16 protein-coding genes are annotated in these 16388 nt (G+C 51.5%); 10 read left to right on the forward strand and 6 right to left on the reverse strand.

The features are described 5' to 3' along the window. Positions 1-1441: 1441 nt before the first annotated feature. A complete protein-coding gene (locus C7E10_RS00005; RefSeq protein WP_105325350.1) occupies positions 1442-1759 on the reverse strand; it encodes an HNH endonuclease in 318 nt (105 codons plus the stop codon). A 149-nt stretch (positions 1760-1908) separates the two neighbouring features. Between C7E10_RS00005 and C7E10_RS00010 the strand changes: the two genes are divergently transcribed. Next, positions 1909-2133: a hypothetical protein gene (locus C7E10_RS00010; protein WP_105325351.1), complete on the forward strand. Its 225-nt coding sequence runs from the start codon at positions 1909-1911 to the stop codon at positions 2131-2133. A 163-nt stretch (positions 2134-2296) separates the two neighbouring features. Here the strand turns inward: C7E10_RS00010 and C7E10_RS00015 are convergent, their stop codons facing one another. Beyond that, entirely contained in the window at positions 2297-3172 is an 876-nt protein-coding gene (locus C7E10_RS00015) for a LysR family transcriptional regulator (protein ID WP_158572368.1), read from the reverse strand. A gap of 152 nt (positions 3173-3324) precedes the next feature. Here C7E10_RS00015 and C7E10_RS00020 point away from each other — a divergent pair, with 152 nt between their 5' ends. From C7E10_RS00020 to C7E10_RS00030, 3 genes are read left to right on the forward strand one after another with little or no spacing between them, the layout of a single operon-like run. Continuing rightward, positions 3325-4305: an alpha/beta hydrolase gene (locus C7E10_RS00020; protein WP_105325353.1), complete on the forward strand. Its 981-nt coding sequence runs from the start codon at positions 3325-3327 to the stop codon at positions 4303-4305. A 17-nt stretch (positions 4306-4322) separates the two neighbouring features. Beyond that, positions 4323-5171, forward strand: coding sequence for an aldo/keto reductase (locus C7E10_RS00025; protein WP_105325354.1), 849 nt, complete (start codon positions 4323-4325; stop codon positions 5169-5171). Positions 5172-5186: 15 nt separating this feature from the next. After that, positions 5187-5414: a tautomerase family protein gene (locus tag C7E10_RS00030; RefSeq protein ID WP_105325355.1), complete on the forward strand. Its 228-nt coding sequence runs from the start codon at positions 5187-5189 to the stop codon at positions 5412-5414. A gap of 1088 nt (positions 5415-6502) precedes the next feature. On the opposite strand, the gene C7E10_RS00035 is transcribed toward C7E10_RS00030, so the two are convergent. Continuing rightward, positions 6503-7135 (reverse strand): TetR/AcrR family transcriptional regulator, encoded by a 633-nt coding sequence (locus tag C7E10_RS00035; protein ID WP_105325356.1) that lies wholly within the window; start codon positions 7133-7135, stop codon positions 6503-6505. Between the two features lie 152 nt (positions 7136-7287). Here C7E10_RS00035 and C7E10_RS00040 point away from each other — a divergent pair, with 152 nt between their 5' ends. Then, positions 7288-8172, forward strand: a complete 885-nt coding sequence (locus C7E10_RS00040; protein WP_105325357.1) for a LysR family transcriptional regulator — start codon at positions 7288-7290, stop codon at positions 8170-8172. Positions 8173-9288: 1116 nt separating this feature from the next. Here the strand turns inward: C7E10_RS00040 and C7E10_RS00045 are convergent. Further along, entirely contained in the window at positions 9289-10194 is a 906-nt protein-coding gene (locus C7E10_RS00045; protein ID WP_105325358.1) for a LysR family transcriptional regulator, read from the reverse strand. Positions 10195-10403: 209 nt separating this feature from the next. On the opposite strand from C7E10_RS00045, the gene C7E10_RS00050 reads away from it, so the two are divergent. The 5 genes from C7E10_RS00050 (at position 10404) to C7E10_RS00070 (ending at position 13739) form a co-directional block, all read left to right on the forward strand. Beyond that, positions 10404-10898, forward strand: a complete 495-nt coding sequence (locus C7E10_RS00050) for a flavodoxin family protein (protein WP_105325359.1) — start codon at positions 10404-10406, stop codon at positions 10896-10898. Continuing rightward, entirely contained in the window at positions 10895-11116 is a 222-nt protein-coding gene (locus tag C7E10_RS00055; protein ID WP_105325360.1) for a hypothetical protein, read from the forward strand. The genes C7E10_RS00050 and C7E10_RS00055 overlap by 4 nt, the downstream gene beginning before the upstream one ends. Further along, entirely contained in the window at positions 11113-11535 is a 423-nt protein-coding gene (locus tag C7E10_RS00060; protein ID WP_105325361.1) for a cupin domain-containing protein, read from the forward strand. The genes C7E10_RS00055 and C7E10_RS00060 overlap by 4 nt, the downstream gene beginning before the upstream one ends. A 194-nt stretch (positions 11536-11729) precedes the next feature. Continuing rightward, positions 11730-12563, forward strand: coding sequence for an SDR family oxidoreductase (locus C7E10_RS00065; protein WP_105325530.1), 834 nt, complete (start codon positions 11730-11732; stop codon positions 12561-12563). Between the two features lie 15 nt (positions 12564-12578). Continuing rightward, positions 12579-13739, forward strand: coding sequence for an iron-containing alcohol dehydrogenase (locus C7E10_RS00070; RefSeq protein ID WP_105325362.1), 1161 nt, complete (start codon positions 12579-12581; stop codon positions 13737-13739). A gap of 166 nt (positions 13740-13905) precedes the next feature. Here the strand turns inward: C7E10_RS00070 and C7E10_RS00075 are convergent, their stop codons facing one another. Together C7E10_RS00075 and C7E10_RS00080 are read right to left on the reverse strand one after the other, a co-directional pair. Further along, the gene (locus tag C7E10_RS00075) at positions 13906-14823 is read right to left on the reverse strand and encodes an IS3 family transposase (RefSeq protein WP_105325363.1); all 918 of its coding nucleotides are present in this window, start codon (positions 14821-14823) and stop codon (positions 13906-13908) included. After that, positions 14820-15719: a helix-turn-helix domain-containing protein gene (locus tag C7E10_RS00080; RefSeq protein ID WP_105325364.1), complete on the reverse strand. Its 900-nt coding sequence runs from the start codon at positions 15717-15719 to the stop codon at positions 14820-14822. Before C7E10_RS00080 ends, C7E10_RS00075 begins: the two co-directional genes overlap by 4 nt. Positions 15720-16388: the final 669 nt, after the last annotated feature.

A 16388-nucleotide genomic window follows, 5' to 3' on the forward strand; every position in this document is an offset into this window, starting at 1 on the left:
TACAACAGTGGCCGTTTGCAGCGGAATTTGGGCCGTTTGACCCCTATGCAAAAACATAATAGCTACCAAATGGCGGCGTAGAGGTTTATATTATTAGGAACTGTCTACTTGACGGGGAGCACACCAAGGTGGGGAAGGTGCCGGTGGAATCACCGGCGGTTGGGGCAATCCAGGTGTTATGGTTTTTCTTGGAGTGTATCTGCATTAGCCTTCCGAACATCTTGGTGTTGAACCCCATCCTTGTTCCGCTTTAATGTTGGGGGCGGAACGTTCCTTCCCCTTCTCCTGTTCGAGCGGAGCTGCGAACAGGTAAGTGGAAGGCAGCGGCCTGAGGCCGCAAAATGCTGAGGTAAACTTCCTCCGTCAGCCCTTGGCTGACACCTACCACACGCTTTGCGCTCACATCCAAGAGCATGTCAGTTTATCAAAATGCTCTTGGCTAATGTGAGCCATGTGATAGCAGCCCCAGAAGCAAGCCCGCAGGGCGCGGCTGATTGGCTAGCTGCGAACCACTGTGGTAGGCTTCCGTGACACTACTGGTCAAGTATAATCCAAAATATAGTACTGATAAGAAGTTGAACCGTGGTGGTTATGCAAGCTTCCTTCAAACGTGAAGGAAGTGTCGCCGGAAGGCGACGATAGAAGTTCATCTAGGCATTGGCGGCCGGAAGCCGCTTGCCTTCTCCACCCAACAGTGGTCCAAGGTGGGGAAGGTGCCGGTGGAATCACCGGCGGTTGGGGCAATCCAAGTGTTATGGTTTTTCTTGGAGTGTATCTGCATTAGCCTTCCGAACATCTTGGTGTTGAACCCCATCCTTGTTCCGCTTTAATGCTGGGGGCGGAACGTTCCTTCCCCTTCTCCTGTTCGAGCGGAGCTGCGAACAGGTAAGTGGAAGGCAGCGGCCTGCGGCCGCAAAACGCTGAGATAAACTTCCTCCGTCAGCCCTTGGCTGACACCTACCACACGCTTGTGGTAGGCTTCCATGAAACCACTGGTCAAGTTAAATCTAAAATATAGTACTGATAAGAAGTTGAATCGTGGTGGTTACGCAAGCTTCCTGCAAGCGTGCAGGAAGTGGCGCCGGTAGGCGCCGATAGAAGTTTAACCAGGTATTAACGGCCTACGGCCGAAATGCCGGAATAAACTTCCTCCGTCAGCCCTTGGCTGACACCTACACACGCTTGTGGCAGGCTTCCATGAAACCATTGGTCAAGTTAAATCTAAAATATAGTACTGATAAGAAATTGAACCATGGTGGTTACGCAAGCTTCCTGCAAGCGTGTAGGAAGTGGCGCCGGTGGGCGCCGATAGAAGTTTAACTCAACCATTTGCGGCCACCGGCGGCGGGGGTCTTCCGGGTATCTTTTTTTTGAACTCCAGCTTTATTCCCTTTTAGCACTGGGCGTGGACTGTTCCTCCGCCAGCATCATTATCTACCCCTTATTTCCCCAGATCCCGTTTGGCAAGCTCAATTCTGCGGCTGACCAAATCGGGGACGGTGTCGGACAGACTGGCGCCTTTGGAGCGGTTGCAGTGTTTGCAGATGCACTGGAGGTTGCCTCTGGTGTTGTTGCCGCCGTATTTTTGGGGGATAATATGGTCGATGTCCATATCTCCTTTTCTAAAATGTCTGCCGCATTTTTTGCACACGTACCAGCCGTGATTGGAGTCCACGTCTTCGAAGGCTCTGTCCCGATAGCGGCGATCGTTGTTGGTTTCTTTGCTCACGGCTTCTTTGAATGAATCAAAAAATCCCATTTTTTTCTCCTTTCAAATTTCCCCTACAACTGGAATTTTTATAATACTTTTGTTACTATTATAGATAACGAAATCTGAATGTTCAAGAGGTGTCCTGTCAGGGGCAGGGCGGTAATACCTGCTTGAACGGAAATGGGAGGAAATGACAGATGGGCTTTTGGAGTGCAGTAGGTTCTGTGGCCGGTACAGTAGTGCGGGAAGCAGCGGATAGTCTGGAAAGAAAGCAGCAGCGGATTCAGGACTATATGGACCGGTACGACTATTATGATGATGAGCGACTAATCCAGATTTACCGGGACGAGCATGCCGGCTACGAAAGACGGACCGCAGCCGCACGTCTGCTGAAGCAGCGGGGCTACGGCCGGCAGGGGTAAGGGACTTGCTGGCCGGGGAAGTGCATTGCTGCGCGGGCATTCAAAAAAGCAAATATGATGACATCGGCAATTCGCAAAGCTCGGAGGCTTAGGATATGCACGCAAAAGGCTGGGACCTATGGGTCCTGGTCTTTTTTTATAGGCCGGCGGTTTTTCTCTTGTTTTAGGCTTGTATTTGCTTTTGTAGGTTGGTCAGGAAGGCTTGGTTCAATCTTGTCAGGGTTTGGCCTGTTTTCCAGATGAGTTTTACGCCAAGGGTTTTTAGGGCTTTCAGAGGGACAAAGGCAAATTCTGCTAATTCCTGGTATTCGGCTTTATCCAGGGTGATGGCGATGCCGATGCCGGAGCGTACCATGGCCAGCATATTATAGTTCATATCGTAATAACCGGCCACACGTATGCCTGGGACGTAGTGGTTCAGGTATTTGCTTAAATCGGATATAACGTCAAGCTGCTGGGGCAGCAGGACGCGGCGGTGCCTCAGGTCCGCGGCAACCAATTCGGGTTTGGCGGCCAGGGGGTCTTTTGCGGGGACTACGGCGCCCCAGTGATTGGTATAGGGCAATTCCAGTGATTCGTAGGGGGACAGGTTGTCGTTGGTCCAGACTACGCCAAAATCCAACAGGCCCAGATCGATGTCACGGAAAATCTTGTCGGAAGCCAGGGTCTGGTAGTCCAGTTTGACGCCCGAATGGTGTTCAATCAAGGGGAGGAGGGCGGAGAGAATCAAGGCATTGACGGCGCCTTCGCCGATGCCGATTCTCAGGGTGCCTGACAGGGATTGGCCTGCCAGGATTTTTTGCTGGGTGTCTTGGGTGAGCCGCAGGATTTCCTGTGCCCGCCGGTAGAGAAAATTGCCATCTTCGGTCAGGGAGATTTCTCTGCGCCCGCGCTGGAACAGGGTGACGCCCAGTTCTTGCTCCAGGTCCATAATCTGCCGGGAGAGGGTGGACTGGGAGATATGCAGCAGCTGGGCTGCTCTGGTAATGCTTTTCTGCTGGACAATGGCAATATAGTATTCTAAAACTCTGATTTCCATAGGAAGGTCCTTTCTACCGTTTTTCTTTAGTGTACCATGACTATTATACATGGTAAAGCATCGAATATAACTGTTTTACATTCTATCGGTCAGCTAATACAATGGAACCATAGAACGTGAAAGAAAATGGTACTGTCCGAAAGGAGTTTGCAATGAATTTAAACACCAAGTATAAAGCAAAATTAACGGAGCAGCTGATGCTGACCCAGGAGTGGGACAAGACTTTCCCCAAAAGCGAACAGGTGGACCAGGCAAAGGTGCAATTCGTGAATCGTTTTGGGATTACTTTGGCGGGGGATTTGTATATGCCCAAGGGGGCTGCGGCAGGGCTGCCGGCGCTGGCGGTGGTGGGCCCCTACGGCGCCGTCAAGGAACAGTCCGGCGGGTATTATGCCCAGAAACTGGCGGAGCGGGGGTTTGTTACCCTGGTTTTTGATCCGTCGTTTACCGGGGAATCCGGCGGCAAGGTGAGAAATATTTCAGCGCCGGATATCAATCTGGAGGATTTTGCCTCTGCCATTGATTATCTGGAAGCCTTGGAGGTGGTGGATAGCAGCCGCATTGGCGTGCTGGGAGTCTGCGGCTGGGGCTGCTATACTTTTCCCCTGGCTGCCATAGATACCCGGGTGAAGGCCGTTGTCAGCGCCACTATGGGGGTATTTGATACGTTCACTAGCGGCAAGGAGCGGCTGGCAGGCCGTCGGGCCTTAAATGAAATTCGCAGCAGACAGGCCCAGGGGGAGGCGGTACCGGTACTGATTACGGTGCCTGACATTACGGTGGATTCCCCAGATTATATGAAAGACTATTATGGTTATTACCGCACGGCTCGGGGTTATCACAAGCGCTCGGTAAATTCTGGTTGCGGTTGGAATCCTACGACTTTCCTGAGCCACTATACCAACGACATTTACGCCTACGCTGACGAAGTGACCCAGCCCTGTCTTTTGGTCCATGGGGACCAGGCCTGGTCCTATCAGCAGTCGGTGAAGATGCTGAAACGACTGACCCAGGCGGCCAGCAAGGAGCTGGTTACCGTAAAGGGGGCCACCCACTGTGACCTTTATGACGGCGGGGACAATGACTATATTCCCTTTGACCGGATTGAAGAATTCCTGAAGCAGAATTTATAGCGGGGAGAGGAGAGCGTATGGAATATAAAGTATTGGCCAACGGCGTGAAGCTGCCCATGGTGGGTTTTGGGGTTTTTCAGGTGGATGAACAGGTTTGTGAACAGGCAGTACTCGATGCCCTGGAAACCGGGTATCGCCATATCGATACGGCCGCAACGTATCTGAACGAGGCGGCTGTAGGCCGGGCCATTGCCAGCAGCGGTATCAAACGGGAAGACCTTTTTATCACCACCAAACTCTGGGTGCAGGACCACGGGTACGAGAATACCAAACGGGTCTTTGCCAAGAGCTTGCAGAAATTAGGGCTGGAGTATTTGGATTTATATCTGATTCACAAGCCCTATGGGGATTATTACGGCGCCTGGCGAGCGCTGGAAGACCTGTACAAGGAAGGCTTAATCCGGGCAATTGGGGTCACCAGTTTCTCCAGTGAGCGCCTGCAGGACCTGTTCCTGCACAATGAGATTAAGCCCATGGTCAATCAGATTGAAACAAATGTCTGGTTCCAAAGAAAGGCGGAAGAAGCGTTTCTGAAGAAGGAAGGCATTGCCCAGGAAGCTTGGGCACCTTTTGCAGAAGGAAAGAACCAGGTATTCCAACAGCCGGTACTCAAGGCAATCGGCAGCAAGTATAACAAAACCGTGGGGCAGGTGATGCTCCGCTGGCTGCTGCAGAGAGGAGTGTCCGTAATTCCGAAAACGGTGAAGAAGGAACGGATGCGGGAGAATCTGGACGTATTCGATTTTGCACTTTCTGACGAAGACCTGCGTGCCATTGCGGCGCTGGATACTGGAAAAAGCACGATTCTTGATGACCAGGATCTGGAAACGGCCAAATGGGTGGGTACTGTCACCTATGATTTATAAAAGGAGGGCAATCATATGCCGTATATTGCAGTGAAAGCATTTCCCAAAGACGAAGAAACCAAGAGAAAAGTAGTGGAACAGATCAATGAGATTTTCCTGAAGACCTGGGGCTGCCCCCAGGAAGCCATCACCATTTCCCTGGAGGAGGTTGCACCGGCGGAATGGAATGAGAAAGTGCGGGAGCCGGAAATACTGCCCAAGCAAAAACATATGCTGATTTTGGATGGGGAAAAGAAGTATTGAGAAGGCTGCGGGGAGAGAATGTCGTATTCCAGAGAACCCCCTGAGAAATAGCTTAGCATTCCAGCTGCGGCCAACTGATTTTAGTCCTATAGGGAAAACTCCCTGAGCGAAAATGCTCAGGGAGTTTTTTTTATGCCAGATTTGAAAATCCCACGCTATACATAGGGTTCTGGTAAGCTTTTACTATACTAAAAAATCCTCCTTCAGTAAAATGAAGATGGCTACCAACCACTTCATTTCGGAAGGAGGATGTCCTAAATGGATATTTCAAGTTTAGCACATACAACATAGCGGTATAAATATCATATTTTTTTGCACCTAAATACAGACGCCTGGTGATTAGGCCAAATCTGTAAGGGGCCGCAGCGGTATTGGCGCTGACTGCGGAGTGTAGTACTGTGGGAACCCCATCCTGGCCGCGCTTTACTCTTGGGGCGCGGCCTTTCCTTCCCCTTCTACAGTGCGCGATGCGGCGCACTGTTAAGGGGAAGGCAAATGGCCGGGGGCCGAAATGATAGGGCTGAACTTCAACCCTCACAAAAAAACGACTTGCGAACTGTTGGGCTCGCAAGTCGTTTTGGATGTTCTTTATAACCGTATCTTAATAAACTTCCTCAGTCAGTCCTGCGGACTGACGGCCCCTACACGCTTGCAGGGGCCAGTCTTAGGCCTATACGAGTCATGTGCATAACGGGTATAGCAAGGCAACATAATTCGTAAATACCGGCACTATCCTGGTCTCTCACTTGACCAGTAGCGGTATAGAATGCTTCCTGAGTGGTTCGCCGTGCTCCGTTCTCCTTCGTCCTGCGGGTTCGGCTCACGGACGGCTATCACATAGGTCGCATATACCAAATGTCCTCGGGAAAATGCATTGACATTTGGATGCGACCGTAAAGCGTGTAGGAAGTGGCACCGGTAGGTGCCGATAGAAGTTTTATTATTTCACATACAGTGCGCGGAGCGGCGCACTGTTAAGGGGAAGGCAAATGGCCGGGGGGCCGAAATGATAGGGTTGAACCTCAACCCTCACAAAAAACGACTTGCGAACTGTTGGGCTCGCAAGTCGTTTTGGGTTTTTCTTATATTTATTCGTCGTCTTCGTCTATATCTGCGTTTGGTAGGGTATTTTCTCCCGTAATGGTCAGGTGTTCTTTTTCGGCGCTGTGGACGCCTTCCAAGAAGACCAGGATGGCCAGGTTGTAGCTTTCTTCGATATCTACGGTAAAGTAGGTGAAGTAGCCTGCGCGTTCTTGGTTGATGAAGCCGTGCAGGATGGCCCGGAATACTCTCTGGAGGTGTTTCATGCGGTTTTCTTCCAGGGAGAAGGTCTTCAATACTTTGACCACGGGTTCGGTGACCATGGAAACGGCGGTTTGGAGGATTTCGTTTTCCGAGGTGGGGATTTCCATAATCAGGGCATACAGGGCATGGTGCTTTTTGGCAAATTTCCGGTAGGCCTGGGCCAGGGCTATGACGGCTTCGTCCCGTTCTTTCCGGCCGATGGCCTGCATCATTTTGGTATGCTGGGTGTTCAGGGCATACAGTCCTACCTCGGTGATCAGGGCATCCAGGTTATCATAATGCTTGTACAGGGAGGCGGTTTTCACGCCCAGGGTGTCCGCCAGCAGTTTCATGGTGAATCCTTTGATTCCGGTGTCTTCAATAATCTTAATGGCGTTTTGCAGGATAATTCCTTTTGTCAGGCCTTTATGATACATGATGCTCCCCTCCTTAGGCAGGCTTTTTCTTTTATTCTAATGCTAAGAGGGATAACTTGTCAAATTTTCTCAAAATTGCAGTTTTGTCTTCCTAAAATTGTTCCATACGCTATATAATATGGTTATAATTATTATTGTCAGGAGGCGCTCCTATGGAACTACGCACTCTTCAATATTTTTTGGCCATTGCCCAGGAAGAAAATATGACCCGGGCGGCGGCTCAGCTGCACGTTTCTCAGCCGTCCTTGTCCCGGCAGCTGGCTCAGTTGGAACGGCAGTACAAGGTGCAGCTATTTATACGGGATAAGCATCGGCTGATTCTTACGGATGCTGGGCGGCTGCTGCGGCGGCGGGCCCAGGAGATGCTGCTTCTGGCGGACAAGGCGGAGCAGGAGCTATTGGGGAATCATTTGGTAGCGGGAAATATCAGTTTTGGCTGCGGGGAAACCAAGAATGTGGCGGTGCTGTCCCAGCATATGGCGGCGTTTGGCCGGATACATCCAGAGGTGACGTTTTCGCTATTTACCTTGATTGCTGACGAGGTAAAAGACCGGCTGGCCAATGGGACCTTGGATTTTGGCCTGGTGCTGGAGCCGGTGGATATCAGCACCTACAATTATCTTCAGTATCCTATTCCGGAGTCCTGGTGCGTGCTGGTGCGGAAGGATTGCCCGCTGGCGGCCAAAGAGGTGGTAACGCCGGAGGATCTGATAGGGTATCCTCTGATTATGGCTCAGCGCCGTTCGGTGCGCAACGAACTGGAGCATTGGTTCGGCCCTGCTTTTCCTCAGGTGCATATTTGGGTCACCAGCAATCTGTCCTACAGCAATCGGTCCCTGATGGTGAAAAATGGCCTGGGGGTGGCACTGGCCCACGAATTTGAGGGCATGGATCCGGAGCTGCGGCAGATTCCGCTCTCTCCGGGGTTGATAGACCAGACGTACCTGGTGTGGAACAAGTACCAGGAATTGTCTCCGGCGGTGGGGGCTTTTGTGGATTATGCCCGGCAGCAGTTGGAAGGGACGGGAGATGAATAGGGGCGGTAGCCCTAAAGCTTTTAGGCGTATAAGCAAAGGTGCGGTGAGAAAGGAAACTTTTTGAGTTAGAGTTGCACTATGCTTGGTAAAACTTCCTCAGTCATCCCTGCGGGCTGACAGCCCCTTAGTGGTTCGCCGTATTCCAGTCATTTTCGTCTTTCAGACTCAATTCCTGGACGGCTATCGCATGGCTCGCGTGTACCAAACAGCTTCTAGAATATCTGTGACGCTGTTTGGACGCGACCGCAACGCTTGAAGGGGCCGGTCTTAGGCCCATACTGGTCATGTGCTAAATGGGGTTAGTGCAGGAATGTAGGTGGTTGCCCCATCCTGCAATGCCTGCGGCATTGCTTCCTTCCCCGCCTTGGAATGTTGTTGGGCGGAGAAGGCAGGCGGCCGGGGGCCGCTAATACCATGGGTGGGCCCTTCGGCGGTTGGTGCGGTCTGCAAACTTCCTGGTGATGGTGCGGAGAATCCTCGCTCAGTCCTTTTTTAATATCTGTGCGGTCGGCAGGGGCTAGTACTGATGCAGGGTTTTGAGAAGCAATCACAGAAAATTTGCCCGTGGGCAAATTTTTGCTGGAGAAAACTCGGTACCGGATTTTTGGTCGTGCGGTCGGCGGAGTGTAGTGCGGGGCCGAATTATAAACTTCCTCAGTCATCCCTGCGGGCTGACAGCCCCTTCACGTTTGAAGGGGCCGGTCTTAGGCCCATACTGGTCATGTGCGAAACGAGTATAGGAAAAGAAGTCATAGTACGTAGAGAAGTGCAATAACCCTCTTTGTCATTTGACCAGTAGGTGAATGGAATGCTTTCTGAGTGGTTCGCCGTGCTCCGTCCTCCTTCACCCTGGGGGCTTGCTTCTTGGGCTGCTATCACATGGCTCGCGTGTACCAAACAGCTTCTAGAATATCTGTGACGCTGTTTGGACGCGACCGCAACGCTTGAAGGAGGCATACAAGGCCTCAACTGGTCAACTATTGGTTGAATTGTAGCATTAGTATCGATAAGCTGTGAAACTATGATTGGTTTGAAGGGACCTAATAAGGAAGAAACGGATGGTTTTGGCTCTGCAATTGGCAGGGTCAGAATCATCCGTTTTTGTTTAGGTTTGCTTTATTCTTTTTTGCTGTTTTCCTGCTGGCACAGGGCTTTCAGGCTGTCCAAGAACAGCTGGCTGGTTTTGGACAGGAGGCGGTATTTTTTCCAGACGACTACGGCGTGGATTTCCATGGGGGGATCCAGGGGGATGAATTTCATTCCGGGGTCGTACTGGGAGGGGAGGTCGCCTACGCAAAAGGCGTTGGCGACCTGGGCTTTTACCAGGTGGGAGGCGTTGCCCAGCAGGTCATTGCGGCCTACAATATTCAGGTCATCGGCGCTGAGCTGGCCTCTAGCCCAGCGGACCAGGTCGAAATTCCGGGTTTTGTACCGGGCGGGGTAGAGCAGGGGCATATTCTTCAGGTCCTCGGGGGTGATTTTATCCAACTTGGACCAGGGGCTGCCCTGCCAGGTAAAGATGCCCATACGGTCGCAGCCTGGCAGCCGGAGGGATTCGTATTTGGTAATATTGATGGGTTCCAGGAGCACGCCAAAATCAAACAGGCCGTGTTCCAGTTTTTCTTCGATGGTATCGGCATTGCCGGTGGAAAATTCACAGGTAATGGCCGGGTACTGCTGGTGGAGCTGGCTGAACAGCTGGGCAATCCAGTGCATCAGGTGGGTTTCTCCTGCTCCGATGCGGATGCAGCCGTTGATTTCTACTTCATCGTTTTTCAGTTCTTCTTCTGTCTGGGACACCAGGGACAGAATTTCTTCCGCTCGCTGGCGCAGGTGCATACCTTCCTCGGTGAGAATGGTGCTGCGGTTGCTGCGGATGAAGAGCTGTTTGCCCAGTTCCCGTTCCAGGTCGGCAATCTGCCGGGACAGGGTGGGCTGGGTTACGTGGAGCACATTGGCGGCTTCCGTTATATTTTCTTCCCGGGCAACGGCCAGGAAATAATATAGGGTACGTAGTTCCATATCTTCACCTTCTATAAAGAGTTCACTGTTTTCTTATATTGTACTTGTTTTAGGGCGGAAACACAATACGCAAATTGTATACTGAAAAGTGCAGAATAAGCATTTTACATCATTTTGCCCACTTGGTATCATGATAGGGAAGAAACGCTGCCTTTTGCAAAGCAGCAGTATCTGGCCCCCGGGGGCCAGCTTCAGGGAGAAGAAAATCTATGAAAAAGCTGTTGATTGTATATTATTCCTGGTCCTGCGGGAACACCAAGCGGATTGCAGAGCTGCTGCAAAAGGAAACGGGCGGAGCGCTGCAGCGGCTGGAAACAGTAGTGCCCTATGAGGGTTCTTATAATGACGTGGTGGCCCAGGGCCAAAGGGAAGTGAACCGGCATTACCAGCCGGCCTTGAAACCGCTGGAAAAGGATCCTAAGGACTATGATATTATTGTGCTGGGTACGCCTACCTGGTGGTATACCATGGCGCCGGCCATGAGCACGTTCCTGGCGGAGCATTCCCTGGCAGGAAAAACGGTGGTGCCCTTCAGTACCCACGGGGGCTGGCCGGGACACGCCATTAAAGACCTGGAAGGGGCGGCCAAGGGGGCCAAGTGCCTGCTGCCTAAGGAAGTGCAGTTTGACTCCACCGGCGGGGATCAATTGATCACCCCGGAGAAGGAACTGGAGGCCTGGTGCAGGGAGGTGGCGGCGCTGTGACGCAGGAATGGGATAAGGTCCGGCAGAATCTGGCGGACGCCGGGTGCCCGGACTCTTTTGTGGCCACCTATCAGGTGCTGGAAAACACGGAGGAAAAGATTTCCTCTCTGCGCCGGTACCGGCGGGAACTATTGGGAAAAATCCATGACGAACAGAAAAAACTGGACTGCCTGGATTATCTGATTTATACCTTACAGAAAGAAGGAAAAACAGAATGACAACTTTGGAAGACATCAAGAAGGAAAGCCCCTTTGCTATGGGGGGAGAGAATGTGGATTATGCCAAGTTTTTTGACGGCACCAGCTATTTGAATATGCTGTCCCTGAAGCAAGTGGTGGTGGGCAACGTGACTTTTGAACCGGGCTGCCGGAACCATTGGCACATCCATCACGCCACCAAGGGCGGCGGCCAGATTCTGCTGGTAACCGCTGGCCGGGGCTATTACCAGGAATGGGGCAAGCCGGCCCAGGAACTGAAACCGGGCGATGTGGTGAATATTCCTGCCGGGGTGAAGCATTGGCACGGGGCTGCTCCTGACTCTGCTTTCCAGCATCTGGCCATTGAAGTGCCGGGAGAAGGCACCAGCAATGAATGGTGCGAGGCTGTGGATGAAGAGGAATATAAGAAGTTGAAATAAGAATTGAATAAAATCCTGACTGGGGAAGTGGTCTCCAGTCAGGATTTTTTAAATCAGGATTTTTGGTTTAGGATTAAGCATTAGAAAAACTTATCAAATACGCCGGAAAGTCGAATTGCTCCTGGGAATTCTGCTTTATATAATTAAGGCAAGAATACAAAGGGAAGCAGGATTCCCAGAAGGAGTATAGAATGATGGATAAAGAAGTAATGCTTGTGACCGGCGCTGGACAGATTAGCATGGCCATTGCCCGGAGAGTGGGGTATGGCAAGAAAATCGTCATGGGCGACAAAAATATAGAAAATGCCAAGGCCATTGCCCAGATTATGAACGGGGCGGGGTATGACGTGGAGGTGCTGGAGATGGACCTGTCTTCCCGGGAGTCCATCCGGCGGCTGATTGCCAAGGGGCAGGAGTATGGGCCCATTACCCGGCTGGTGAATGGGGCGGGGGTATCGCCCTCCCAGGCACCTATTGAAGCCATCCTGAAAGTGGATTTGTACGGCACGGCGGTGCTTCTCGAGGAAGTGGGCAAGGTGATTGCTCCTGGGGGCTGCGGGGTGACCATTTCCAGCCAATCGGGCTGGCGGATGCCCCAGCTGACGCCGGAGGAGGACCGGGCTCTGGCCACGGCCCCCACGGAAGAACTGCTGCAGTTGGACCTGCTCCAGCCGGGCAATATCCGGGATACGCTGCACGCCTACCAGCTGGCCAAGCGCTGCAACGAAAAGCGGGTTATGGGACAGGCGGTGGAATGGGGGAAACGGGGCGCCCGGATTAACGCCATTGCTCCGGGGATTATTGTGACGCCTTTGGCCCTGGATGAATTTAACGGGCCCCGGGGAGATTTCTATAAGAATATGTTTGCCAAGTGCCCGGCAGGCCGCCCGGGGACTGCGGACGAAGTGGCCAATGTGGCCGAGCTGTTGCTGAGTGAACGGGCTGCCTTTATTACGGGGTCCACTTTTTTGATGGACGGGGGCGCTACGGCTTCCTATTATTACGGACCCTTGCAGCCGAAAGCTTAAAAAGGAGAGGATAGCATGAATGCTTTTACGTATCAATACAATACGAAAGTCCTGTTTGGAGAAGCTTCTGCGGTAAAGAACCTGCCGGCAGAACTGGCCAAGGTGGGGAAGACGGTGCTTTTGGCCTACGGCGGCGGTTCTATCAAACGGAACGGCATTTACCAGGAACTGCTGGGGCTGCTCCAGCAGGCGGGCAAGCAGGTGGTGGAATTTACGGGTATTATGTCCAACCCTACCTACGCCAAGGTGCAGGAAGGGGCGGCGCTGGCCAGAGACCGGAAGGTGGACTTTATTCTGGCCGTGGGCGGCGGCTCCGTGCTGGACTGCTGCAAGGTGGTATCGGCCCAGGCCAAGCTGGACGGGGACCTGTGGGACTACGAATACAGTGAGAAGAAGGTGCCCACGGAGTTCATTCCCATGGGGGCAGTGGTGACTTCCTTTGGCACTGGGGCAGAAATGAACAACGGGGCGGTCATCACCCACACGGACAAGAAGGTGAAGGGCGCTCTGTGGGGGGCTTTCTACAGCTTTGCAGTGCTGGATCCACTGTACACCAAGACCATGCCCTTTAGTCAGGTGGCTTCTGGGTCTTTTGATTCCCTGAGCCACTGCATGGAAACGTACATGGGTACGCCCCGGAGCACCAACCTGAGCGATGAAATCAACGAGGCCTGCCAGCGCAGCATTATCCGGAACCTGCGGGCCAGCGTGCAAAATCACGAGGATATGCAGGCCAGAAGTGAGCTGCTGTGGGCGGCGGCCATGGCGGAAAACGGTATGCTGAAACTGGGCAAAGTCACGGACTTTCAGGCTCATATGCTGGAACACCAGCTGGGAGCCTACACGGACTGCAACCACGGCCAGGGGCTGGCGGTAATCCACCCGGTGCTGTACCGGCATATGCTGGCAGAAGGGGCGGAGCAGTTTGCCCGGCTGGCGGTGAATGTGTGGGGTGTAGACCCGGCGGGGAAGACCCAGGCTGAATTGGCCCAGGCTTTTGTGGAGGCTCTAGGGGCTTTCATCAAAGAAGTGGGGCTGCCTACCAGTTTTGCCCAAATGGGCATTCCGGCGGACACCGACTGGAAGGCCATTGCGGACAGTACGGTGCTCACCGGCGGCTGCTGCAAGCGGTTTGGAAAGGAAGAGCTGCTGGCGGTGCTGGAGGAGTGTAAGTAAGGTAGTTTGTGCGGTCTGCGGACTTCCTGGCGATGGTGCGGGGAATCCCCGAGCGGTTCGCTGGCCAGAAATGATGGGGTTAAACCTCATCCGTCGCCTTGCGGCGCCACCTTCTCCACCCTGGTGTGCTCCCCGTCAAGTAGACAGTTCCTAATAATATAAACCTCTACGCCGCCATTTGGTAGCTATTATGTTTTTGCATAGGGGTCAAACGGCCCAAATTCCGCTGCAAACGGCCACTGTTGTAATACTCCATGTAGTTATTAATCATCGTTACCAAAGCTTTACGGCTGTCGAAGTCACGAGTATAGTACCGTTCTCTTTTCAGCATGCCCCAGAAGCCTTCCATCGGGCCATTATCAATGCATTTTCCTATCCGTGACATACTCTGCGTCATACCAGCATCTAGAATCATCTTGCGGAAATCCCTGCAGGTGTATTGGAATCCCCGGTCAGAGTGAAACAGGGGATGCGCGCCAGGGTTTTTCAACAATGCCTTATTGAAGGTATTGAATACCAAATTTTTATCGTTCCGGTTGCTTATCACATAGGAAACAATTCGTCTGTCATACAGGTCAATAATCGCGCTCAGATATACCTTATGCACAACTACCCCCTCATAGTAGTGAAATTCTGAGACGTCAGTACACCATTTCTGGTTAGGGGCATCGGCTTTAAATTCCCTATTCAAGATATTTTCTGCAATGTATGCAGGATCTATTGCACGCTGGGTGCAGCCCTTAGGGGCATATTTAATCGTAGACTTTATATTTATCACTCGACAAAGATGAAGAACGCGACCGTCACCAATTGCTATTGGTTTCGTGTCAGGATAGATCTTCTTATTTGGGGCTCGTAAGTCATCAGCTATTCGTCTGTACCCTTTAGCTGGGTCAGCCTTGTATATCTCTTCTATTCTTTTAGCAATTTCCTTGTCGTCAATTTCGCGTGCTGAAGGCTCTCTATGAAGCCATTTGTAGTAGCCGGCCCGGGACACTTTTCCCAATTTGCACAGGCCAAGAATAGGGTAATTCTTTTCAGCGTGCAGTTCTTTAATGGCTTCATAAATGGCTCCATATCTTATTTGTGTGAATCCCGCCTCCTTTCCACAATATCGAGTTTTTTTAGGAAATCAATCTCCATATCCTTGGCTTTGAGTTTTGCATTAGCCAGTTTGAGTTCAGCTTTCATACACTCATATTCTGTAGGGGCTTCTTCAGGGACTTCTACTGGCTTCCTGTGTCCGCGCCCATCTATGAGTCCTTCGGTATTGTACTTATTATATTTTAAGACGTAATTTCTGACTTGCTGGTAGGAAACCTTAAACTTTTCAGCGGTTTCATGGTAAGCATTCCCGTTTTCAATGCAGTATTTTACGATTTCAACGCGCTCGTCAAAGGTCGTTTGTCTAGCTTTAGTCATGATCTTGGCACCTCCAGTACCCGAACTTTTTAGTTCCTCATGACTATTATACTTCTTTAACCAGTCTCTGATTTGACGAGAACTTTTTAATCCGTATTTTTGTACCAGCTGGGACATAGTCGTTTCGCCCTTAAGATATTCCTCTACGCATTGGATCTTAAGATCAGCAGAATAACTTTTAACCTGTCTTTTGTTAAATACCTCAGGACCATTTCCTATATATTCATCTACCCAATACTGTACTGCTTTCCAGTGAACCCCTAACCTTTTTGCAGAAACCATTGGTGATTCTTCATGAGCAAGAACAGCTTTGACAGCCTTTAATTTATCCTCTGCACTGACTTTCGATATAGACATTTTACATACTCTCCTTTCAACGAATCCAGGAGGTTTAACTATATGCCAGTCTACTTTATTCATAGCATACCANTCATGAGCAAGAACAGCTTTGACAGCCTTTAATTTATCCTCTGCACTGACTTTCGATATAGACATTTTACATACTCTCCTTTCAACGAATCCAGGAGGTTTAACTATATGCCAGTCTACTTTATTCATAGCATACCACCCTTGCAGAAGGCTTACTGAGCCACTACTGGTCAGCTGTCAACGAAAGGCTATTGCAGCGAATTTGGATGTGAGCGCAGCAGCTGCGTCCTACGGACTTGCTTTGCAGGCCGCTATCACAGGGGTCGTATATTCCATTTCTCAGCGGCACAGCCTTGAAAAATGGATACGATTCCCAAAGGGTTGGAGCTTTGGGCGCCCTTTGGGCGACTTGAGGTGAAAAGCGTAATGTGTGGTTTAAACTTCTATCGTCACCTTGCGGTGACACTTCCTGAGCGGTTCGCCGTACTCCAGTCAGTTTCGCCTACAGGGCTCACTTCCTGGACGGCTATCGCATGGACCTTATTAACCAAACAGCCACTTGCAGAATTTGTTGGGCTGTTTGGATGCGGCCGCAACGTTTGCAGGAAGCGTTCAGGGCCACCACTGGTCGTGTGCTTGCTAGGGCTAGTGCAGGAATGTAGGTAGTTGCCCCAACCCGGCATTGCTGGAGGCAATGCCGACCTTCCCCGCCTTGGAATGTTGTTGTGCGGAGAAGGCAGGCGGCCGGAGGCCGGAAATGATGGGGTTAAACCTCAGCCGTCGCCTGATTTCTGGAAAAACTTCTTCCGTCAGCCTATCGGCTGCCACCCCCTTCACGCTTGAAGGGGGCTTTAAAGG

It is taken from the genome of Acidaminococcus hominis (assembly GCF_900291475.1).
Lineage (GTDB): Bacteria > Bacillota > Negativicutes > Acidaminococcales > Acidaminococcaceae > Acidaminococcus > Acidaminococcus hominis.